The 22,980-nt window shown below is 46.1% G+C and carries 16 protein-coding genes; 3 read left to right on the top strand and 13 right to left on the bottom strand.

The genetic code is table 11. The features are described from left to right. Window positions 1-361 precede the first annotated feature (361 nt). The 6 genes from H509_RS0104335 to uvrB form a co-directional block, all read right to left on the bottom strand. Complete coding sequence (locus H509_RS0104335; protein ID WP_028543993.1) at window positions 362-1,357, bottom strand: stalk domain-containing protein; 996 nt, start codon at window positions 1,355-1,357, stop codon at window positions 362-364. Window positions 1,358-1,409: 52 nt separating this feature from the next. Then, window positions 1,410-2,573: a S1C family serine protease gene (locus H509_RS0104330; RefSeq protein ID WP_036696059.1), complete on the bottom strand. Its 1,164-nt coding sequence runs from the start codon at window positions 2,571-2,573 to the stop codon at window positions 1,410-1,412. A 214-nt stretch (window positions 2,574-2,787) separates the two neighbouring features. Further along, on the bottom strand, window positions 2,788-2,994 hold the full coding sequence (locus tag H509_RS0104325) for a DUF2759 family protein (protein ID WP_028543991.1): 207 nt from the start codon (window positions 2,992-2,994) through the stop codon (window positions 2,788-2,790). Window positions 2,995-3,482: 488 nt separating this feature from the next. Beyond that, window positions 3,483-4,259 (bottom strand): HAD family hydrolase, encoded by a 777-nt coding sequence (locus H509_RS0104320; protein WP_028543990.1) that lies wholly within the window; start codon window positions 4,257-4,259, stop codon window positions 3,483-3,485. Between the two features lie 229 nt (window positions 4,260-4,488). Further along, window positions 4,489-7,356 carry an excinuclease ABC subunit UvrA gene (gene uvrA / locus H509_RS0104315; RefSeq protein WP_028543989.1) on the bottom strand — a complete coding sequence of 956 codons (2,868 nt, stop codon included), beginning with the start codon at window positions 7,354-7,356 and terminating at the stop codon, window positions 4,489-4,491. Between the two features lie 249 nt (window positions 7,357-7,605). Next, window positions 7,606-9,603 (bottom strand): excinuclease ABC subunit UvrB, encoded by a 1,998-nt coding sequence (uvrB, locus tag H509_RS0104310; protein ID WP_028543988.1) that lies wholly within the window; start codon window positions 9,601-9,603, stop codon window positions 7,606-7,608. Between the two features lie 464 nt (window positions 9,604-10,067). Between uvrB and H509_RS0104305 the strand changes: the two genes are divergently transcribed. Then, complete coding sequence (locus H509_RS0104305) at window positions 10,068-10,880, top strand: flagellar motor protein (RefSeq protein WP_028543987.1); 813 nt, start codon at window positions 10,068-10,070, stop codon at window positions 10,878-10,880. Continuing rightward, window positions 10,864-11,742 carry a flagellar motor protein MotB gene (locus H509_RS0104300; RefSeq protein WP_028543986.1) on the top strand — a complete coding sequence of 293 codons (879 nt, stop codon included), beginning with the start codon at window positions 10,864-10,866 and terminating at the stop codon, window positions 11,740-11,742. The genes H509_RS0104305 and H509_RS0104300 overlap by 17 nt, the downstream gene beginning before the upstream one ends. A gap of 317 nt (window positions 11,743-12,059) precedes the next feature. Here H509_RS0104300 and H509_RS0104295 read toward each other — a convergent pair whose 3' ends face one another. The 5 genes from H509_RS0104295 to ftsE all read right to left on the bottom strand — a co-directional run bounded on the left by H509_RS0104295 (window position 12,060) and on the right by ftsE (window position 17,921). Further along, on the bottom strand, window positions 12,060-13,361 hold the full coding sequence (locus H509_RS0104295; RefSeq protein ID WP_028543985.1) for a PDZ domain-containing protein: 1,302 nt from the start codon (window positions 13,359-13,361) through the stop codon (window positions 12,060-12,062). Between the two features lie 97 nt (window positions 13,362-13,458). Beyond that, on the bottom strand, window positions 13,459-14,901 hold the full coding sequence (locus H509_RS0104290) for a S41 family peptidase (protein WP_028543984.1): 1,443 nt from the start codon (window positions 14,899-14,901) through the stop codon (window positions 13,459-13,461). Window positions 14,902-15,014: 113 nt separating this feature from the next. Continuing rightward, window positions 15,015-16,298 (bottom strand): murein hydrolase activator EnvC family protein, encoded by a 1,284-nt coding sequence (locus H509_RS0104285; protein ID WP_036696057.1) that lies wholly within the window; start codon window positions 16,296-16,298, stop codon window positions 15,015-15,017. A gap of 35 nt (window positions 16,299-16,333) precedes the next feature. Further along, window positions 16,334-17,245 carry a permease-like cell division protein FtsX gene (ftsX, locus tag H509_RS0104280; protein ID WP_028543982.1) on the bottom strand — a complete coding sequence of 304 codons (912 nt, stop codon included), beginning with the start codon at window positions 17,243-17,245 and terminating at the stop codon, window positions 16,334-16,336. Continuing rightward, window positions 17,235-17,921, bottom strand: coding sequence for a cell division ATP-binding protein FtsE (gene ftsE, locus H509_RS0104275; RefSeq protein WP_028543981.1), 687 nt, complete (start codon window positions 17,919-17,921; stop codon window positions 17,235-17,237). The genes ftsX and ftsE overlap by 11 nt, the downstream gene beginning before the upstream one ends. Window positions 17,922-18,384: 463 nt before the next feature. Here ftsE and H509_RS0104270 point away from each other — a divergent pair, with 463 nt between their 5' ends. Next, on the top strand, window positions 18,385-19,812 hold the full coding sequence (locus H509_RS0104270) for a VanW family protein (RefSeq protein ID WP_028543980.1): 1,428 nt from the start codon (window positions 18,385-18,387) through the stop codon (window positions 19,810-19,812). A 260-nt stretch (window positions 19,813-20,072) separates the two neighbouring features. On the opposite strand, the gene argH is transcribed toward H509_RS0104270, so the two are convergent. Then, on the bottom strand, window positions 20,073-21,485 hold the full coding sequence (argH, locus tag H509_RS0104265) for an argininosuccinate lyase (RefSeq protein WP_028543979.1): 1,413 nt from the start codon (window positions 21,483-21,485) through the stop codon (window positions 20,073-20,075). A gap of 147 nt (window positions 21,486-21,632) precedes the next feature. Further along, window positions 21,633-22,928 (bottom strand): argininosuccinate synthase, encoded by a 1,296-nt coding sequence (locus H509_RS24255; RefSeq protein ID WP_051286814.1) that lies wholly within the window; start codon window positions 22,926-22,928, stop codon window positions 21,633-21,635. Window positions 22,929-22,980: the final 52 nt, after the last annotated feature.

Here is a 22,980-nt window from a genome sequence, read left to right as displayed (position 1 = left end):
AGAGGCTGAATCTACCTCCTGACACAATGAAATATTTCACACTCCCACGGAGTAATAAACATAAAAACACTCCAAGACCACATATTCTGATCTTGGAGCGCGCTTCACTTATAGACCTTCGACTAAAGACATCATTATTTGTGTACCACCATAGACTCTACTACTTTCATAAATTGCTGCTCTGCCTGAGACGAATAAGACGCCTTTAATGCACGCATATAGAAAGCAACAACATCCTGTCATTGCCGACACAGACGATATATAACGTAAAAAGAAATTACTATTCATATACTCGTATCGTAAAATGCAGTCTACTGCTTGTTAAGTTTATGATGTGTGTCCACTAAGAGATTCATCTTATCTATTCATTTCCCATATGAATCGGTTTCATTTCGATTGGAACAGCAGAAGTCTGGAATGTTGGCACAAACGTATTCCATATCTCCTCATATTCATTATAACTACCTTCCGTAGCAAGCAATACGTAAGCTTTTCCATCATACTCGTAGCGCCTCATATAAGAAGTCTCTAGTGGTTTACTTTCCAGAGAAACCTGAACAATTGTCTTTAGCTCAGCAAACGTATATCCATGAATCTGCCCCACTCTCTTGTCTTTTACATTCTCATGAGGCTCCACCCAAGCCTTCAAAGAATTTATCATATCTTCTCCAGTTCTAGCGGCAGTCGCCGTATTGCTGATATATAACGCAAAGTATGAAGTGCCGTCGTTCGTTAAAAATTGAATGTTCTCTTTACGTTCTGCGTCCTCGCGAAAATACCAATTTTCAGGAAGATGAACTGACCACCCGCAAGTAGAGCAGCCCGAGCGAGTCATGTCTACATAAGCCTCATCCGGATTCCACAATATAGATACTGAGCGATCTTTATTTTGCCTGATAACAGCCCCCAAGCCTTCCGTCACATCCCGAAGTGGGATCATAAGAGCGTTATTCTTTATCTTAGGACGAGCCTTCAACGTTACCTGCTTCCGGTTGATCATCGCGTAAGAACTGTCTAAAGAGATCGATAGCTCTCGTTGACCGGCCATTATTACAAATGCCTCTTTAGGTATTTCCCAGTAGCCATAAATACCAAATGCCTTTATTAGAACGCCCGCAGGAATCATCGTAATTCCATTGACCTCGTAAGGCTGTTCAATCTTTGTCGTTAGCCCATTCACTACAGCCAGGTTACTTCCCAACCTAAATCGAATTTCTTTAACCATATTACTTGAGGTAACCTTGTCCTTAGATTGTGCATTAGCAGCTTCATTTGACAATACCATTCCTGAAAGGAAGATCATCACCATCCAGAAAGTCGCCAACCCGAACCGTAATCTTTTTTTCTGACTGCCCACCGTCAATGCTCCTCTTTAAGATTTATTACTCTTAAGCACTAAATGACATAACCTATGTATAATACTCTCCAAGCGTAACCTGCACCGTTCTTTTCTTGCCACCATTAAGCAGAACCAGCTTGGTTTGTTTGCCTGGCAGCAGTCCTTTTAATGCCTCATTAATATCTGCAAGTGTGCGCACAGGCTTGCCATTAACGGCGAGCAGAATGTCACCTGCCCGAATACCTGCCTTTTTGGCATTTGCACTGATGACAGCATCAATCCTTAATGACTGCTCGGTGGGAAGACCATACGATGCTGCCCAGTTCTCATCCATCTGGACACCAATCGCAGCCCGCTTTAACTTTCCGTACTTCAGCATGTGATCAACAGTCCATTTCACCGTATCTGCCGGGATAGCAAAGCCTAAATTGTCAATATCTTCGCCGTAATATTTTAACGTGTTGATGCCAACTACTTCTCCCCGCATATTTAGAAGCGGTCCCCCGCTGTTGCCCGGATTAATGGCCGTATCCGTTTGCAGCAGCTTGAAGTTATTATCCACAACACGTTGAACACCGCTAATGACACCTACGGACACCGAATTTTGCAGAACAAAAGATACTGGAGTTCCAATCGCCACCACTCCTTGTCCAGCTTCAACCTTGTCAGTGGCAGCCATAAATGTTGCAGGCTTTAGCCCTGTCTTATTGATATGAACTAATGCGAGATCCACATCCTCATCCCATATCACCTTGGTTACGGCATGGGATACTCCGTCTGATGTGATCACCATCGCCTTCTTCAAATGTCGCACTACGTGTGCATTCGTGACGATCCAGCCATCTGCACGAACAACTACACCAGTGCCGTGTGACAGCGCATCACGCGGGTCTTCCACTTCTTCTAGCGCCTCTTCATCTTGTCCTATAATAGCCACAACAGATGGGCTTACTTTTTTAACTACACTAGGTACCGTGTTTAAAGACAGCTGATACTGCTTGCTCTTGGCATCGTATTGCCCTTTCCCGCCCAATACGTCTGCAAGCGCACTTGCTTCTATGTAAGTCTTTCCATTAGCCTGTATGGCTGGCAATGATACGGATTCAGCTGATGCAGCAAATGGCTGTGCCATCGTCATGCTAAGGAAGACGGCCATCGTACACAGTAATACTTGTCCTCTCCGTGTTCCACTTGCACGTTTCCCTGCTACTATGTTGTTGTTTGATTTCTCCATTTTTCTCCCTCTCCCTTAAGCCGCGAATTCCAATTTCTTTCTATTCGCATCCTTTAATCATTCTAGCTATTACCCCATAATCCCTCCAAACCAGCATGCAAACCAAAAAAAGACTCCTTGATATCGTAATCAAGGAGCCTTTACGCGTGTTTCAATTCAGATAGGATATGTATCATTATGCGATTACTTAGAGGCTCTAACCGTACCTCATGCATTACCAGCCGCTAATCATAATTACGTCAGCAGCTACGAACACCAAGAAGCTCACAACGGCGAAACCCAGGGCAAACATATTTCTGGGACGCTGCTTCACTTGACGAATAACAGCCCATAGCAAAATCAATGTAAGCACGAGCATGAAAATATCAAAATAATCGAAAGCGCTCTCTTTTGCCGCTGCCGCCGCCTCAGCTAATAACATGGTGCGACCTCCCTTTAATCGTGCGAAATACGTATCTTCATCTATGTTATATTTACCCAGCTTGACTTGCAAGATAAATTGTTCATATTTAACAAGATTGTCACCTTTTCTTCACGTTTATACCATTGCATTCTATATTTTCATGATTAAATTCACTGATATGTTCACATTCCATCTTTTTTATGTCTATTTTTGATGTCCAAGCGGTACAAACGCAGTTCACTTGTCATTAGTTGTGAACGCCCTAGAGCTTTGGCAAATGAAAAAAGACAGCCCTGATCTCTGATGCAGAGTACTCAGGACTGTTATGTTAGGGGTTTACCCCATTCAAACTTCATATTACGTAAATACCGTGCACTATCCATGAAATCATCGTTTGAGCTGTCTAACTCTTCTGCTTCTGCAATTGTGCTCACAGGTATTAACTACGTGACCGCTGCATGTAAAAGGTTCGCACCAAATATAGATGTCATTTGTGTGTGCTTACGTTACGTAGCATGCTTTTGCAATGCAATATCATGAAAAGAACGGATCATGACATCTGTACACGCAGGCGGCTCCTCAAAGCGCATTTCCTCATCAATAAAGATTTGCAGCACAGCACCCGCACTCTGCCCCATTTCCATATCTCCGACGGAGTCACCAATAACAGCCACCTCATGAGGCTCTAACCCAATTTCACGGCATGCAAGCTCCACCATATCCGGAAATGGCTTGCCATGCTCCACGCAATCATCACCCACCACAGAATCAAAGAAGTGGCGAATCCCCATTTTCGTCAAATGCTGCTCAGATGGACGCTTGTCGTCAGCTGTCACAACAGCTAGGCGCAGACCAAGCGCTTTACAACGCTCAAGGAACGAGACAACCCCCTCTACAGGACGAATGTCGGCCCTTGATAAGCTTTCCTCATTAGCATGCTCCACAACCGCTGTCACTCGACGAGTCGCTTCATTCCAAGGCACGCCTGTTCGATATAAATAATAAGCAGCAATTCCGATCATCTGGGATGGGGACCCCATCGCAAGCGGACCAAAGCGATCATGCGCTGTTACTTGACGTTTTTCATTTAAAAATACGCCAAGTAAATATCCAGGACCTTCTGGAAGCTCTGCTCCTTCTAAACGAAGCTCACGTTCTAATCCATCCAACACGATTTCTGCCCAGCTTCCCCACAAGCTTATAAACTGTAGCAGCGTCCCATCCTTGTCAAATAAGATGCCGCGCACTTGCGCACGTTTCTCGCCGACGATTATCTCTACCATGCTGTTACCATCCTTTTTTCGTTTTAAGCCACAATACATTCACAGCTTCATTACGAGTTCTACAACCGCGTGTCGGTTCCTGCCAACGAACTGTAAAACATTTATCCTCCTTACAAGGATAAATTAATCTTTACCTATCAACATCCCTTACCTCTATACTAAGAAAGGAGCCCCGCAGGACTCCTTTCGCTAATTCACACGCTGTAAACATTGCTGTTATCTTAACTATTTACAGTTGAGCTGCCAGCTCTTGCGCCTGTTCAGTGCGCAAACGATCACGTTCTAAAATAGGCTTCAAGTAGCGCCCTGTATACGAAGCTTCTATTTCTACAACCTCTTCAGGCGATCCTTGTCCAACAATGAGGCCGCCGCCACTACCACCTTCTGGACCGAGATCAATCACATAATCGGCCGTCTTAATGACGTCGAGATTATGCTCGATGACAAGCACACTCTCTCCAGAATCAACAAGACGATGCAGCACCTCAAGCAGTCGATCAATATCGGCAACGTGCAGACCTGTTGTAGGCTCGTCCAAAATGTATAAAGTACGCCCCGTACTGCGACGGTAGAGCTCAGCAGCAAGCTTGACCCGTTGTGCCTCACCACCCGACAACGTCGTTGCAGGCTGCCCTAGCTTCATATACCCCAAGCCTACGTCCATCAGCGTCTGAATCTTACGGTGAATACGCGGCACGTTCTGGAAGAAATCAACAGCCACTTCAATCGTCATATCCAGAACATCTGAAATGTTCTTGCCTTTATATTTCACTTCCAAAGTCTCACGATTGTAACGCTTCCCTTTGCATATCTCACACGGTACATATACATCGGGAAGGAAATGCATCTCAATCTTAATAATTCCATCGCCGCGGCAAGCTTCACAGCGTCCTCCCTTAACGTTAAAGCTGAAGCGCCCCTTCTTGTAACCACGAATCTTCGCTTCATTGGTAGTAGAGAACAAATCACGAATATCGTCAAATACCCCCGTATACGTTGCAGGATTGGAACGAGGAGTACGTCCAATGGGTGATTGATCAATATCAATGACTTTATCAATTAACTCCAAGCCACGAATCTCTTTATGCTCACCCGGGCGTACTTTGGCTTTATTCAGGTCACGCGCGAGTGTCTTATACAGAATCTCGTTAATGAGGGTCGACTTGCCTGAGCCAGAAACGCCCGTCACTGCTGTAAACATACCAAGTGGAACCTTCACGTTAACACTGCGCAGATTGTTCTCCTTCGCGCCACGAATCTCTAACCAGCGGCCATCTGACTTACGTCGATTAAGCGGTACAGGAATAAACTTACGCCCACTTAAATATTGGCCAGTTAACGACTCCTCACTTGCCATAACTTCCTGCGGTGTTCCTTGAGCGATTACCGTCCCCCCGTGCATGCCTGCTCCTGGTCCGATATCAATAATATAATCTGCGGCCAGCATCGTATCTTCATCGTGCTCTACTACAATAAGTGTGTTTCCCAAATTACGCATGTGTTCCAGTGTCTGAATGAGACGGTCATTATCGCGTTGATGCAGGCCAATGCTCGGCTCGTCCAATATATAAAGGACACCCATCAAGCTTGAACCAATCTGTGTGGCTAAACGAATACGCTGCGCCTCTCCACCAGACAAGGTGCCCGCGGCTCGGTTCAGTGTCAAATATTCCAAGCCCACGTTAACCAAAAATCCCAACCGGGCATTAATCTCCTTCAAAATGAGATTTGCGATTAGCAATTCCTTCTCTGAAAGTTTAAGTAATGCAAAGAAACGCTGCGCTTCACCGATAGATAACGAAGTCACGTATGCCATGTTCTGTTCACCTATCGTGACAGCCAAGCTCTCTTTCCGCAAGCGATGACCTTTGCAGGAACCGCATGGCTTCGCGCTCATAAACCCTTCAATGAACTCGCGAATTCCCTCTGAGGCTGTCTCACGGTAACGTCGTTCCAAGTTGTGAATAATGCCTTCAAACGAAACTTGCGCTTCCTTCCTATGGCCAAAGTCGTTCTCGTACAGAAAACGGATCTTTTCATTGCCAGTACCATGCAGCAGCTTCGTCATATGCTCTGGCTCCAACTGTGACACTGGTAAATCCGTCGGTATGCTGTAGTGCTCACACACGGCCTGTAGAAATTGAGGATAATAGTTAGACGTACTGCCGGCCCAAGCCTCAAACGCGCCATCTTCGATAGACTTACTGCGATCAGGCACGAGCAGTTCTGAATCTACAATCATCTTCACGCCGAGACCATCACACTCTGGACATGCTCCAAACGGACTATTAAAGGAGAACATCCGCGGTGCCAGCTCATCGATACTAAATCCACAAGTCGGACAGGCCAAATTTGAACTGAACACAAGCTCTTCCTGATCAATAATATCAACAATCAGCTTGCCTCCGGAAAGGTTCAACGCTGTCTCAATGGAATCCGCTAGCCGAGCTTGAACGTCTTCTTTCACGACAATACGGTCCACTACAACCTCAATGTTGTGTTTCTTATTCTTCTCCAACTCAATAGATTCTGCAACTTCTCGCAGTTCTCCATCTACGCGTACCCGTACAAAGCCTTGCTTCTGAATATCGGCAAATACCGTCTTATGCTCCCCTTTGCGACCCGATATAACAGGAGCAAGCAGTTGAAGCTTGGTACGTTCCGGATATTCCATAATACGGTCTACCATCTGCTCCACCGTCTGCGACGTAATGGCTATGCCGTGCTCAGGACAGTGCGGACGACCGATTCGTGCAAATAACAAACGCAAGTAATCGTAAATCTCCGTGACCGTCCCTACTGTGGACCTTGGATTGCGGCTTGTTGTCTTCTGGTCAATAGAGATCGCAGGCGATAAGCCGTCTATAGAATCAACGTCCGGCTTCTCCATCTGCCCTAGAAATTGTCTTGCATAAGCAGACAACGACTCCACATAACGACGTTGTCCTTCCGCATAAATGGTGTCAAAAGCTAGGGATGATTTGCCGGAGCCACTTAACCCCGTTAGTACTACAAATTTATCACGCGGAATCGTTACGTCGATATTTTTTAAGTTGTGGGCACGAGCCCCTTTGATTACGATTGAATCACTTGCCACCGCTTTATCCTCCCGCTCTAGGTCCACACGAACCACTTCATTAGCATTTAGTTCATCATTACCGCAATAAATCATTTATCTATCTTAACAATCGGGACATGCCCGCCCTATCCTCTTCCTTATGCTGCGTAAGCTCGGATAAAATGTCCGAGTCATAGTAGCTATCGCTTGCACGGCATACTAGCACGAAGTGGTCAAAGGTACAGCACTATGCATGACCTGCATCCATTAAACGAGGCGGACTATCACTTAATCCATCGCCCGCAGTTCAAGCAAAGCGTCACGCAGCTCAGCAGCACGCTCAAACTGCATGCTCTTCGCGGCATCTTTCATTTCCTTCTCCAAGCGTTGAATTAACGACTGACGATCTTTCTTTGACATCTTGTCTATACCTTTGTCCGCTGACAACTCCGACTTCGCGTCTGCTGACTTGGTTGCTTCAATTACATCACGTATCTTCTTACGTATAGTCTGTGGTGTTATACCGTGTGCTTCATTATAAGCAATCTGAATCTCCCGGCGACGGGCAGTCTCCTTGATCGCTTTGTTCATGGAATCGGTTATCTTGTCACCATACATAATAACGCGACCTTCTGCATTCCTCGCCGCTCGACCAATCGTCTGGATTAATGAGCGCTCTGCACGCAAGAAACCTTCTTTGTCAGCATCGAGTATCGTAACTAGCGATACTTCTGGAAGATCAAGCCCTTCCCGCAGAAGGTTAATCCCGATCAATACATGATACACACCAAGACGAAGATCACGCAGCAGCATCATCCGCTCCAGTGTTTTAATATCCGAATGCAAATATCGCACCTTAATGCCAATCTCTTTCAAATAGTCTGTCAAATCCTCTGACATCTTCTTCGTCAACGTCGTAACGAGCACACGTTCATCCTTATCAAGTCGTATCCGAATCTCGTTGATCAAGTCATCGATTTGCCCCTTAGTAGGACGCACCTCAATAATCGGATCAAGCAGTCCAGTCGGACGAATTATCTGCTCGATCATCTGCGGACAGTGCTCTAACTCGAATGGTCCTGGCGTCGCCGATATAAAGAGTGCCTGACCTACCTTCTGCTCAAATTCTTCAAATTGCAGCGGCCGGTTATCCAACGCTGAAGGGAGACGGAAGCCGTGCTCCACAAGCACCGTCTTACGCGCTCGGTCACCGTTAAACATGCCGCGTATTTGGGGAAGAGAGACATGGGACTCATCCACCACAACAAGGTAATCCTCTGGAAAATAATCAAGCAGTGTATATGGCGTAGCTCCGCGCTCACGGAACGTCAACGGACCGGAATAGTTCTCAATTCCGGAGCAAAATCCTACTTCCTGCATCATCTCGATATCATATCGCGTACGCTGCTCCAGCCTTTGTGCTTCCAGCAGCTTGTTAGCTCCCCGAAGTTCGGCTAAACGCTCTTCCAGTTCACGCTCAATGTCAACAAGCGCTCGCTTCATCGTCTCTTCGGCTGTCACGAAGTGAGATGCAGGGAAGATCGCAATATGATCACGTTCAGCGATAATCTCACCTGTCAGCACATCTATTTCCGTAATCCGTTCGATCTCATCCCCAAACAACTCAACGCGTACAGCGTGTTCACTTTTCGAAGCCGGAAAAATCTCAATGACATCTCCGCGCACACGAAATGTACCACGAATAAAGTTCAAGTCATTCCGCTGGTATTGGATGTCTACTAATCTTGCCAGAATGTCATTACGCGATCGTTCCATTCCAGTACGCAGTGACAATACCAGATTTCCGTACTCAATCGGTGAGCCTAAACCATAAATACAGGAGACGCTTGCGACAATAATAACATCACGCCGTTCGAACAATGCCGATGTAGCAGAGTGACGCAGCTTATCGATCTCGTCATTAATGCTTGAATCCTTCTCGATAAACGTATCCGATGAAGGGATGTAGGCTTCTGGCTGATAATAGTCGTAATAACTAACAAAATACTCTACCGCATTATTCGGGAAAAATTCCTTGAATTCACTACATAATTGCGCCGCCAGCGTCTTATTGTGTGCAATAACTAGTGTGGGGCGATTCACAGCAGCGATAGTCTGCGCTACCGTAAAAGTCTTCCCTGTTCCTGTTGCACCAAGCAGCGTCTGATATCGCTTACCCGCGTGCAGTCCTTCTACCAACTTGTTAATCGCTTCTGGCTGATCGCCTTGCGGTTCAAACTCAGACACGAGCTCGAAACGCTTCGAGGACACTTGAATATCTGCCATGTTAATTTCATCACCGCACCCTTCATCATTGTTCCTTACTACAGCATTACCCCAGACTGCCCTCTTCATAGACATGTCTCTTCATTCTTGTCATACCCATCGTATTAATATGAAGCTCTCCACGTTAAAGTCTGTATGCTTATGCTTCAGTGGAGAACCAGTATAAAAGTATAAGTGTAGGCATAAAGAAATACCTGAACTCCAAGTACTACATACCTTGAACCGCAGCTATTAACCCCTAGCTAGGCCTTCAGTAGCAAATGGCCGCCATTAAGTAAAAACGCTAAACTTTATGATCAAAATACCCGATAAATGTAACATACCTTGATTCCTCAAGGCTTTCCTTATAAGTGTTTAATGTACGTCTGTATACCACATAAAATAAGAATGTTTGTTCCCGTTAATTATACTCTTAACTTCGATTGGTTGCAAATGGGAACTGCATCAGGAGGATGGATTATAGCATGGATAAGACAACTTTAGTTGGCATTATAGCGGGACTCGTCGCTTTGATCGGCGGATTCCTTTTAGAAGGAGGCAATCTCAGCGGCTTATGGGAGGCAACTGCGGCCCTCATCGTATTCGGTGGAACATTTGCGGCTGTTGTTGTCAGCTTCCCTGGCAATCGATTGCGCAGTATTCCGCAAGCCTTGAAGTTGGCCTTCCGTCAAACTCCTACCCAGATGCCGCGCCTTATTGACGATATCGTTGCGATGGGCACACAAGCACGCCGCGATGGTGTATTGGCACTCGAAGATATGGTCCAAAAGCACAAGAACCCCTTTTTACGCGACGGCATGATGATGGTTGTCGATGGAACTGATCCGGAGCTTATTAAACAAATCATGGATATCGACATGGATGCTGTTGAACACAAACATGAGGGTTACGCCAAAGTATTTGAAGCTGCTGGCGGATACGCGCCAACAATGGGAATTATCGGTACCGTTATGGGTCTAATTCACGTGCTAAGTAATCTTAATGATCCCACTATGCTCGGACCTTCCATAGCGGTGGCATTTACGGCCACTTTATATGGTGTTGCTACAGCTAACGTTATCTACTTGCCGATTGCATCCAAGATCAAAACTCGCAGCGAGCAAATGATACGCGAGATGGAAATGATTCAGTTTGGCGTACTTGCCGTACAGGCCGGAGAGAACCCGCAAATTATCCGTAAGAAGCTCAGCTCCTTTATGCTAGGTGAGGATGCCATACAACCGTTGCAGCGTGTGCCTGAGATGAAGCGGGGGATGACATATGAGACGCAAAAGTAGAACTCGACGTGGTCAATCTGCTGAGAATCATGAACGTTGGCTAATTACTTATTCCGATCTTATCACTTTATTGTTAATCTTTTTTGTCGTTATGTATGCGATGAGTCAAGTAGACTTAGTCAAATATGAGTCATTATCCGAGACGTTACAAACTTCGTTCCGCAGTGGCGACGGGCAACTGCCAAAAGGATCAGGTATTTTAGACGGCGCATATACGAAGCCGGGCCAGACAGGGGCAATAAGTACCAAGAAGGATGGAGCCACTGGTGACCAGATTAACGCCAAGGTGAACAAATTAGAGGCTAATGCGGGTCAAGACGCTAATCCAAATAAACAAGCTGTCATGATCGGTCAAATTACGGAGAAAGATCTTGCATTCCGCAAGCAAGAAGAGATGCTGCAACAGACGATGTCCGTCATCCAACAATATATTGACGACAACAAGCTGCACGACGCCCTTAGCGTCACAGATACACCTAAAGGTATCGAAATAAGAATGAGTGACCGTTTGTTGTTCTCTCTTGGTAGAGCGGAACTGACAAGTTTGGCGACGCCTACATTGGACAAGCTCGCCAGCCTATTCAGCAAGCTGAATACAACGATTAGCATTGAAGGTCATACAGACAACCTGAAAATGGCCCCAGGTGGCCGTTTCAAGGATAACTGGGCACTATCCGCCGAACGCGCGCTTTCTGTTCTGCGATTTTTCGTAGATGAGAAGAAGCTGGACAGCGCTCAGTTCCAAATCGCAGGTTATGGGGATACACGCCCTGTAGCTTCCAACGATTCCGACACTGGACGCCAAAAAAACCGCCGTGTCGAAATCATTATTCTACGAAATGTAGTACAGCCATCCACGTAGCGCATAACTTAACAAGGCCGTTCTTATAAGCTACCACTTATAAGAACGGCCTTGTTGTTCTATCCCCCAACTTTACGCCGTGGAGTCGTTCAAGCTGACAACATGTAGGTAAAAGAAGCATCACATTTTATAAACAAACTGTACACAACTAATTAAAAGTTATTCACGTTTTCTCATATCTTACCCACAGGTTGTTAACAACTTGTTGACAGATTTGATGGTTTTCGAATTAGTTATCCACAAATCACAATAATATGACCGCTTCTTCCTTATAAAATAAGAAAACGCTCACTTCTCCACAGAAATGAGCGTTCTTATTAAGCCGATGATTCTTTGTCTTTGTTTATCCCTATCCCTGCATGCCCAGATCTTTTCCAAGGCACGGATAACAAATGTAATAAAGATGCTGGCTTCGTAATCGCGACGTAATTCACATCGTCATCCGGAGCAAGTAGTACACCTAATTGATGATGTTCTCCAGCATACACAGCACGCTGTACAAATTTCAAATCACCGCTGTTGTTATATACCTCAAGTTTGCAAAAGGCCGCACTAGATCGTAACGCTTGATGCAGCTCTTCCTTCGTCCGCACCGGAATGCCGTTCACTTTAGAAATGAGCTCGCCTACTTGAATCCCTATTTCCTCAGCCGGACTGCCAGGCAGAACCGCTTGAACGCGAAGTCCGTTCCGATCATGTGTAAGAATAGGACTTCTGCCTGATTCTTCAAACTTGCTCTGCCAAATTAACCACTCATGCATGCCGATTGCAACGATACCTGCTACGGCTACAAGTGGTGTCCACCAGTTGGCCAGAAGTGATATCGTCAACAGTGCAGCGGCGTACATAAACAGTCGGGATGATGTCACGGCTGCTTTCTCTTGTGGCAAGTACGTATACGTCAGCTCTGAAAAACCAATCATAACGGGAAACGCCATCAACATCCAACCTTGCTGCCAAATGTCTCCGCTTAATAGCGGTGTCCAAGGAAGCGTCTCACCTGCTGTAACTGTTGGAAATAGCAAGAACAACGGAATGGGCCAAAGTGTCTGCATCTGATAAGCGCCTACAACTCGGCCACGCTTGCTTTCCATAAATAAAGGACTTGCAAATAAAGGAGCCTGCTTGCGTACTAGCCAAGCCTCAGCAGCATGCAGCAAAGCAACAAGCACCAGCAAGCCTGCTGCATTCATCTCGCGCAAATCTGTTGTTAGCGTTCCCACCCAGCCATCCGGTGTCCAGTCCGGCATGAAGCGCAGTATCGTCTGACCAAGCGCTGCTATGCCCGCTGCATAAGCAAGACAGAGCATCCTCACGCGGAACAACAACAGCACGATGCTGATCCCCCATAGTAAGAACACGATCGACTGCGGAATGGTAATACCAAGACCGATCGACGCTGCCGAGACGCATATGCCTGCGAGAAGCCCACCCAACCAGGCACGCCAAGTCTGTCCGATCCAGCTGTTCATTTTCACGGAAAATAAACGTCTTTCAAGCAGCATTTGTCTACGATAATGTATGGCGATAAATACGACTGACAGCCAATAGAATGGCGACAGCAGCAATTGTAACAAGGCCCACGCAACACGATAGCCGAATTCAAGGGCAACGTCCACTATATTCGCTCCTTTCCGCGTATCGTTCTATAATCAAGCCAAAAAAAGAAGAAGGTCGAAGCGAGTAGCTTGCGACCTTCTTACTATTCGACAATCGTTAGCGGATCTCCTTCTGCACGGTTTGAATCGCCGCTTTTAATTGAGCGTCATTTTTCGGTTCGCGCATCGCTTTTATAATTTCCAGCTCCAATTTCTCAGCTGTTTGTTTATCCACTTGGCCGTTTACTGGCAACTTGTGCTGCTTCTGGAAAGCTTTTAACGCGGTTTCCGTGCTTGCTGAGAAGTAGCCGTCTTTACGATCCAGTTTGTAGCCTAGTCCCCCTAAAATAACCTGTACATTCTGTACGTCGGAGGAGTTCATGTCCAGCTTCAGCGTCTTATCTTTAACGACTGGTGCTGCATTAAAATAGTCCGGCTGTTTCACAGGAACGTCTGGTTCAATTCCCTTCTGGTGAATCCAGTTGCCTTTAGGTGTTAGCCATTTGGCAATCGTAATCTTAATTAAACTGCCTTCATCACCACTTGTTGTGTAGCTCGTTTGTACAGTACCTTTACCAAAAGTATGCTCGCCTACAATTTTAACGCCTGCGGACTCCTGCAATGCGCTTGCCATAATCTCGGAAGCACTTGCACTGCCTTTATTCGTAAGAATAGCAATCGGATACGTCTTCGGCTTAGCCGTTCCCTCCGACTTGTGTACTTCCCGTTCCTTATTGCGGTATTCGACTTGCAGCAAAGGCTTGCCCTTCTGGATAAACGGCTGTGTCATCTTTTCCACAATATCAAGCACGCCGCCTGGATTGTTGCGCACATCGATAACTAGCCCCTTCATCCCCTTCGCTTCCAACTCATCCAATGCTTTTACGAAATGCTCGTGTGTATTCGTTGAGAACTGACGGATCTCAATGTATCCCACTTTGCCTTCTTGCATCGAAGGATATACCGTTTCTAAATCCACCTTGTCTCGAACGATATTAAACACCATCGTATCGGCTGAGCCTGGTCGTTTCACTTCAATCTTGACCGTGCTGCCACGAGGGCCACGAATCTTCTCAACCGCCTGATTTAACGTTAAGCCGGTCAGATTCGTTCCATCAACCGTAATCAGTACATCTTTAGGCTTCAGCCCTGCGCGTTCAGCAGGTGTATCTTTAATAGGGGATACGATCGTAACTTTGCCTTCCTCCATCGTCACCTCGGCCCCAATACCTGTGAACCCACCCTCAACGCTTACATTAAAGCTATCCGCTTCCTGCTTCTGCATGTAAGTAGAATACGGGTCCCCTAAAGCAGTAAACATCCCTTCCACAGCACCGTTAACCAGCTTGTTACGGTCTACTTCTTTGAAGTATTTGCTTTCAATGACTTGTAGCACCGAGCTCAGCTTTTGAACTTCTTTTGTTGATAGTCCTCCGCTACCTGCGCTAGCCTGTCCACTGCTCGCGAATATCGGCAGATCCCTTGCTGTCATGGTGAGCAAACTGCTAAGTACAATTGCTGTCCCAACTAGAATTGCAACTGTACGTCCTTTGAAATTCATAAGATCACCGCCCTTATCTCATCCGCATGCTGATGCCAAACTACTCTATCAGTCATTGTTCACATGAGCGCATGTGTTTGCACACTCATTAGTATATGCCAACATTTCTATTTTTATTTCAAATATGGAGCTGGATCTACTTTCTCTCCATTCAATCGGACCTCAAAATGCAAGTGGTTGCCCGTCGCGCGTCCCGTTGCGCCAACCTCCGCAATTTTCTCGCCACGTTTGACGTCCTGCCCTTTATCAACCTTAATGCCGCCTTTGCGAATATGGCCATACAGCGTCCACAACCCATTGCCGTGATCGATAATGACACAATAGCCATAACCACTCCACCATTCTGCCAAAATAACGACGCCATCATCAGCAGCATAAATGTTAGTACCACCTGGTGTGGCCATATCTAAACCGCTATGGAACGCCCCTCGGCTGCCCGTAATTGGATCTACCCTAGAACCAAAGGGAGAGGAAATATAATAGTCTGCACGAAGCGGAACACCAAGCTTGCCGCCAGCATCAGCACCATTTGATCCAGAGCCCGAATCTGAATTACTGCCCGTGTTGGAACCTGATTGCTCACGCGCTTTTCTGGCTGCTTCTTCTCTTGCTCTTCGTTCAGCTTCTTCCTGATCGGCTATCTTCTTCTTCTTAGACATCAATTCAGAGCGCTTCATCGCAAATTCCACCAATAGGCGGTCCTGCTCATCACTTAAGCCATGAGATTCCTCAATTTGTTGATCGAAGCTAGCGATCATCACTTCTTTCTCACGTTCTTGCTTCATTAACTCGAGCTTCGTCTGCTCCAACTTGGCGTATAGAAGCCGGACGCGCTTAAGCTCGTCTTCAATCTCTTTTTTCTTGTCCAGTACAAGCTGCTTGTCTCGTTTATGTTCTTCCAAAATCTGCTTGTCTTGGTTAGCAATTTGCTCCAATGAGCTCAGACGGTCCAGAAAGTCCATGAAGCTGGTTGAACTGAATAACACATCAAGGTAGGAGACATTACCATTCGTATACATCAATTGCACACGAGTATCAAGCAGCTTTTCACGATCAGCAATTCGATGGTTTGCTTCTTCAAGCAGCTTCGCATTCTGCTCCAGATTCGTCTCCGACTCATCGATCTGTGTAGACACAGAAGCCAACTCATTAGCTTTCTTATCAATTTGCTTTACGATTACTTGCATGTCGGCTTGTGTCTTCTTCTTGCCCGATTCCGCTACAGCCAGGGTATCCTCTGCTTGCTGTTGCTTGTTTTCGGCCGCTTTCATTTGCTGCTGTAGTTCTCTTAGTTCTTTATTTACTTTGCTCATTTCCGAAGCTTGTCCCGTTGACGGTGACACTATAGTAAACAACAGCGTACAGCTCAATACGAGCAACAACCATTTCTTTTTCAAGACAGGTCCTCCAATCGAATCGATCTGTAGATGGTTTAGACTTTCAAAAATTTACGAATAGACAGCGTGCTGCCCCATACTCCGATTAGTACACCAAGTACAACTAGCAATCCAGTTAGTAGCAGCCACAGCTCTTGCAATGGAATCAGTTGGATAAATTGCATGCCGTTCTGAGAAACTAATATAAGTTGATGATAACCAACAAATAAAATGCCAAGTGTAATAACCGAACCTAACAATCCAATCAACATGCCTTCAATAAAGAAGGGCCAGCGGATAAAGGAGTTCGTTGCCCCTACCAGCTTCATGATGCCAATTTCGCGTTGACGGGCCATGATGGTCACCTTTATCGTATTGGCGATGAGGAACATAGCCGTGACAGCAAGTCCAGCCACCAAGATTAAGCCTCCATTACGAATCGCCTCTGTAATCTTAAACAGTTTCTCCACCGTACCTTTGCCATACTTGACCTGCCAGATCGGCTTCTCGCTATTCGTATCATTCAGCGCCTGAATCTTCTTGGCTACCATCGGCACTGTATCCGGATTATAGACATCAACTGTCATGGAATCAGGCAAAGGATTCGTCTTCTCGGTATAACCTTTCAACAATTCCTTGCCGTCCTCACCAAGACTTTGCTGAAGCAGCTTCATCCCCTCAGCCTTGGATATCGGTGTCACCTTACTGACCTCCGCCATATTCCCAATGTCTGTTTGCAGCAATTCCATCTGCTCTTTAGTCGTATTTAATTGAAGGAACACCCGTATTTGCACTTGACTGTCAATCTGCTTCGTTAACGTATTCAAGTTAAAAGACAGCAGAATAAACACACCTAAAATAAACAACGAAATGACAATGGAGCTTATCGAAGCAATCGACATCCATCCATTTCGAAAAATACTTTTGCCGCCCTCGCGAATATGACGGGTGACTGTGTTAATTGTCATAACCGTAATCCCCCCGTACTACATCGCGAACAATATGGCCATGTTCAATTGCAATCACTCGTCTGCGAATGGTATTTACGATGTCTTTGTTATGTGTCGCCATCACAATCGTAGTGCCTCGATAATTGATCTCCTCGAGCAGCTTCATAATTCCCCAGGATGTCTCCGGGTCCAGATTGCCTGTCGGCTCATCCGCTACGATGACTGACGGGTTGTTGACGATCGCACGCGCTATCGCGATGCGCTGCTGTTCGCCCCCTGACAACTGCGCAGGCAGGCTGTTCACCTTATGCTTCAAGCCTACAAGCTCCAGCACTTCAGGTACTCGGCGCTTAATGACTTTTTTGGGTGCTTCAATAACTTCCATCGCAAATGCGACATTTTCATAAACGGTCATCTTAGGCAATAATCTAAAGTCTTGAAATATAACCCCTATATTGCGGCGAACAAAAGGAATTTTCCGATGCTTTAACTTGCCAATGTTAAAACCATTTACCGATATCTGTCCTTTGGTTGGCACTTCTTCTCTATAAATCAATTTCATAAATGTTGATTTACCTGCACCCGACGGTCCCACCAAATATACAAACTCATCCTTCTCGATACGTACCGAGACACCGCGCAGTGCATGCGATCCGTCCGTATACGTCTTCCATACATCTTGCATTTCGATCAAGCGAATCACTTCCTACGTATATAAAATCAGCTTATATATATTCGACACAGCTACCTCAAATCCTTTAATTAAATTCGATTTCCAACATCTTTTTACTTTTACAGCTGTAAGGAAACGATATTTCCCGGGAAAATGTCGGCTACTGTAGTCGTCCTTAGTTGTCCTTTGTATTTCGACTTGGATAGACGAGCTTATTGCAAAAATAAACATTTTCACTTGCAAAATGTCGAGGGCTATCACCAAACATGCCGGCTTCGTTAATCCTTAGAGAACTTTGAAATGAAGTAAAGATGTTGACTGCTGTTGCATATACATGTTCACATAACAACCCTTATGGCAGAAGTTATGACCATTGGCCCTAAGACGAGATGCACCACTGCTATGTGCAGGTCATGGTGTCGGCAAGGCATGTCCCACAGAAACGAACAAGGGATCATGGTGTCAGTAGACAGGAGGCAGTCGTGTGAAGAAGTGGTTAAGTTGGTGGATAGGGAGCGCACTGCTCCTACTAATGGCTACAGGAGCAGTTTGGGGTTGGGCTAACCATTATGTGAATACGACTGCTTTGCCTTTTCAAGTACACTTGTCAAGCTGGCAGATTGGCGGTATGGAGCGGCAGTCATTTGAAACCGAATTAATAAATAAAATCAAACTATTAGAGCAGATGCCCGTTCAGTTTATATTTAAAGGAGTCAACCTAAACCCCGTTCAAACGACATTAAAAGACCTTGGCGTGCGATATGATGCTAAACCGCTGCTGCTAGCACTAGACAAACTATCCGCAGGAACCTTATGGGAACGATTTCAGGCCCGACGAACGTTTAAAGAAAACTGGGCACTCGGCTTTACTTGGAATAATAACGTTTGGAAACAACGATTTAACTCCGCTTGGGAAATTCAAACTTTCGGCAAGCCTGTGAATGCTCGACGTGAGATTACAGCTAATGACCAAGTCACATATACGCCAGACAAAAAAGTATACCGGCTTGACCGCATGCAAATGGAACAGCTTATTCGTGTCGCCATTCCTTCGGACTGGAGCTTGGAGCGGCAATTAACGATTGAGGTCCCGCTCGTACAGACCAGTGCGGCGATTACTTTAGAGATGCTGCAAAATGAAGGCATCGAGCGTAAAATTATCGAAGTGTCTACCTTTCTACGACCAGGTGATGCAGGGCGGATTCATAATGTGAATGCTGCCGCCAAAACGATCGATGATATGATCCTAAAGCCAGGAGAAGTATTCGACTACGATAAAATAATTGCCAAGACGGAGCGCTTATATGGATTCAAAGAAGCTCCTGTCATTTTAAATGGTAAGCTCGTGCCTGGCATTGGTGGCGGAATCTGTCAAGTATCAAGTACGCTCTATAACGCAGTATTACGTACCGGGCTGGATATCGTTGAGCGACGAAATCACTCGATGCCAGTCACTTATTTGCCTTTAGGGTTGGATGCCACCTTTTCCCAAGGTTATATTAATTTCAAGTTCAAAAATACTAGTGGGAAAAACCTGCTCATCCGCACTTCAACGGATCACGATAAAATGACAGTCAAATTGTTTGGCACGATGGATAGCAGCATCACCTACAAAATGGAGACAAAAACGGTAAAAGTATTGGAACCTGCTGTGAAGTATGTCAAAAACAGTGATCTCCCCGTCGGGACACAAGAGACGCTTCAGCGGGGCAAGAAGGGGTACACCGTTGAATCCTATCGACTCAAATTGCTTAACGGCAAAGAAATATCCCGCGAGCGCATAGCTGTCGATACTTACCGTCCACAGCCTACACTTATTGCGATCAACTCTGGTGACAGTGGACTTCGCCAAGCACCTAACGATCAGAAATCAATTGTTGAAGACGGGGTAAATGGGCCCAACTTCAGATAAACAATAAGCATCAGCTCACCTTCCATATGAAAAGGGGCTGTTCCATGCAGGTGTAATGACACCTCTCAGGAACAGCCCCTATCGCTGTATCAGCGCACACGCGTGAGGCCTCACAGGACCCTATTAACGCGCGGCTGCATTCATTTTAATTCCTTCTTGGCACGATCATACGCTGTGCTGCTTATACGCTTGCTTATACTTTTCCCTTCCTAACAGACGCCAGCACGCCAATACAACTCGTTTTTCCCTATCCACCAAAGTCAAAACTTATTTTCGTGCTCATGAAGCCATGCTTCGGTTCTGTTTAGTGCTTCGCTAGCACGTCCGACTGCTGCCTGTACTTGCACGGTAGCCGTTCCGCCGTACACGTTGCGGGCATTTACAACTTGCTCCGGTTGAAGCACTGCATAAATCGTTTCATCAAACAATGGTGAGAATTGCTTAAACTCCTCCAGTGACAGATCTAGCAGATATACGTTTTTCTGGATACAGTACAGTACCGTTTTTCCGATCACTTCATGCGCTTGCCTGAATGGCAAACCTTTGTTTACCAAAAAGTCGGCAATATCGGTAGCGTTAGAGAAATCCTGCCGCACCGCTTGTCGCATCCGATCACGATTGACTTTCATCGTGGCAATCATCGGTGCAAACAAGCGCAAAGCGCCGTCCAAGGTGGAGACGGTGTCCAGCATTCCTTCCTTGTCTTCCTGCATATCTTTGTTATAAGCAAGCGGCAGCGACTTCAGCACCGTCAGCATCCCCATTAGATTGCCATATACCCGTCCTGTCTTGCCACGGACCAGCTCAGCGACATCAGGGTTCTTTTTTTGCGGCATAATGCTTGAGCCTGTACAAAATGCGTCGTCAAGTTCAATAAATTGAAATTCTGTACTGGACCAAAGGACCAGTTCTTCGCATAAGCGGGACAAGTGCATCATCACCAATGAGGCATTTGATAAAAACTCAACGATAAAGTCACGATCACTCACCGCGTCAAGACTGTTCTCGTATACACGATCAAAGCCAAGTTGTTCAGCCACATCATGGCGATCAATCGGAAACGTAGTTCCGGCCAGTGCCCCGGCTCCGAGCGGAAGCGTATTGATCCGCTTGTAGCTGTCTTGCAGACGTTCAATATCACGCTCAAACATGGATACATACGCCATCAGGTGATGAGCAAACAGAATTGGCTGCGCACGCTGCAAATGTGTATAGCCAGGAACAATAGTGTCGTAATTGGCTTTTGCCTGCTCCATCAACGCAATCTGGAGTTTAGACAACAGCTCTACAAAAATAACGACATGCTTGCGCAAATAGAGATGCATATCTGTCGCCACCTGATCATTGCGACTGCGCCCTGTATGCAGCTTTCCCCCAACAGGACCTATCAACTCTATAAGCTTTTTCTCGATGTTCATATGAATATCTTCATCCGAGACGGAGTAAACCATCTCCTTGCTGCGGATTAATTCCAACACTTGTGCCAAGCCTTGTTGAATCTGCTCTACATCCTCTTGTGGAACGATACCACAACGTCCAAGCATCGTCACATGTGCCAGACTGCCTTGAATATCTTCTTCCGCAAGCTGCTGATCAAATGAAATCGATGCGGTGTACTGCTCCACTAATTCATCTGTCTGTTTCGTAAACCGTCCGCCCCATAGTTTGCTCAATTACCTTCCCCCTAACCGCTATCCACAGCTATACGTTGTCTACCTCTATCACTAGCAACGTTTCCTTCTAAAATCAACCCAATTAAAGTTCCAACTGATCAGATCAGAACACAAGCTTAATTTCGATACGTTCCCCTGTCCTGCGTTCTACTTGGACGCTGACGTTTCAACTGCTGTTGCGTTCTGATCCAGCTTTAATTCCACGCCATGCACACTAACACCGTGTACGCCAGAGGCTACTTTAAGACGTAATGCATTCAAATGGATAAACCCTGTCGCGTCATTCTGATCATAGGCTTGCGATGGATCAGCTTCCATCGTAGCGATGTCAGGGTTATACAAACTAACCGCACTTTGTACCCCTGCACCAATCACGTTTCCTTTATAAAGCTTCAAACGTACAATGCCTGAAACATACTTTTGACTCTCTTGCACAAGTGCTTGGATCGCCAGCCGCTCCGGCGCAAACCAAAAGCCGTTGTAGACGATAGCGCTATACTTGGCAATTAATGAATCACGCAGATGCATGACCTCACGATCCATCGTTAACGATTCCATTTTGCGATGCGCCGTAAACAGAATCGTACCGCCTGGCGTCTCATATACACCGCGGCTTTTCATCCCAACGAAGCGGTTCTCTACCATATCAACACGTCCAATACCGTGTTTGCCCCCGATCGCGTTTAATTGTTCCATGACCTGCAGTGGGCTTAACGTCTCACCATTAATGGCTATGCAGTTTCCCTGTTCAAATGTCAACTCCACATACTCAGCAGCATCAGGCGCATCTTCTGGTGCTACGCTTAGTACAAACATCCCTTTGTTCTCATCCGCACTCGGGTCAAACCAAGGGTCCTCCAGCACGCCGCTCTCAAAGCTAATATGGAGCAAGTTGCGATCCATCGAATAGGGCTTTGCAGCAGATGCCTGTACTGGAATACCATGCTTCTCAGCGTATGCAATCATCTCTGCCCGTCCAGGAAACTGCTCACGGAACGCCTCAGATCGCCAAGGCGCAATCACCTTGATCTCAGGCGCCAATGACGCAGCCGTTAATTCAAAGCGAACTTGGTCGTTGCCTTTGCCTGTCGCACCGTGTGCGATCGCTATCGCACCTTCCGCTTTAGCGATTTCGACCATACGCTTTGCAATCAAAGGCCGCGCGATACTCGTGCCTAACAAATATTGTCCTTCGTACAAGGCACCCGCTTGAAACATCGGATATATAAAGTCGCTTGCGAATTCATCGCGCAAGTCGTCAATGTATACTTTGGAAGCACCAGTAGCAAGCGCCTTCTCCTCTAAACCTTCCAATTCATCTTTTTGTCCGATGTCAGCCGTAAACGCAATAATTTCGGCATCGTACGTTTCTTTTAACCATTTTAAAATGACCGATGTATCCAAACCGCCTGAATAAGCCAACACGATCTTATCTTTTGCCATGTTTTCTCCCCCACTTCTCTCTTCTCCGATCACTTGCAGCGCACAGCTTAAC

The sequence above is a fragment of the Paenibacillus taiwanensis DSM 18679 genome, assembly GCF_000425125.1.
In the GTDB taxonomy this organism is placed as follows: Bacteria; Bacillota; Bacilli; order Paenibacillales; family Paenibacillaceae; genus Paenibacillus_B; species Paenibacillus_B taiwanensis.
The sequence above is the reverse complement of the archived record's forward strand: the minus strand, read 5'-3'. Positions and strand labels throughout refer to the sequence as shown.

Bases quoted from the DNA above. Each gene is read 5' to 3' on its own strand.
- H509_RS0104330 (WP_036696059.1), bottom strand. From the start codon at position 2,573: ATGGAGAAATCAAACAACAACATAGTAGCAGGGAAACGTGCAAGTGGA.
- H509_RS0104325 (WP_028543991.1), bottom strand. From the start codon at position 2,994: ATGTTATTAGCTGAGGCGGCGGCAGCGGCAAAAGAGAGCGCTTTCGAT.
- H509_RS0104320 (WP_028543990.1), bottom strand. From the start codon at position 4,259: ATGGTAGAGATAATCGTCGGCGAGAAACGTGCGCAAGTGCGCGGCATC.
- uvrB (WP_028543988.1), bottom strand. From the start codon at position 9,603: ATGGCAGATATTCAAGTGTCCTCGAAGCGTTTCGAGCTCGTGTCTGAG.
- H509_RS0104305 (WP_028543987.1), top strand. From the start codon at position 10,068: ATGGATAAGACAACTTTAGTTGGCATTATAGCGGGACTCGTCGCTTTG.
- H509_RS0104300 (WP_028543986.1), top strand. From the start codon at position 10,864: ATGAGACGCAAAAGTAGAACTCGACGTGGTCAATCTGCTGAGAATCAT.
- H509_RS0104290 (WP_028543984.1), bottom strand. From the start codon at position 14,901: ATGAATTTCAAAGGACGTACAGTTGCAATTCTAGTTGGGACAGCAATT.
- ftsX (WP_028543982.1), bottom strand. From the start codon at position 17,245: ATGACAATTAACACAGTCACCCGTCATATTCGCGAGGGCGGCAAAAGT.
- H509_RS24255 (WP_051286814.1), bottom strand. From the start codon at position 22,928: ATGGCAAAAGATAAGATCGTGTTGGCTTATTCAGGCGGTTTGGATACA.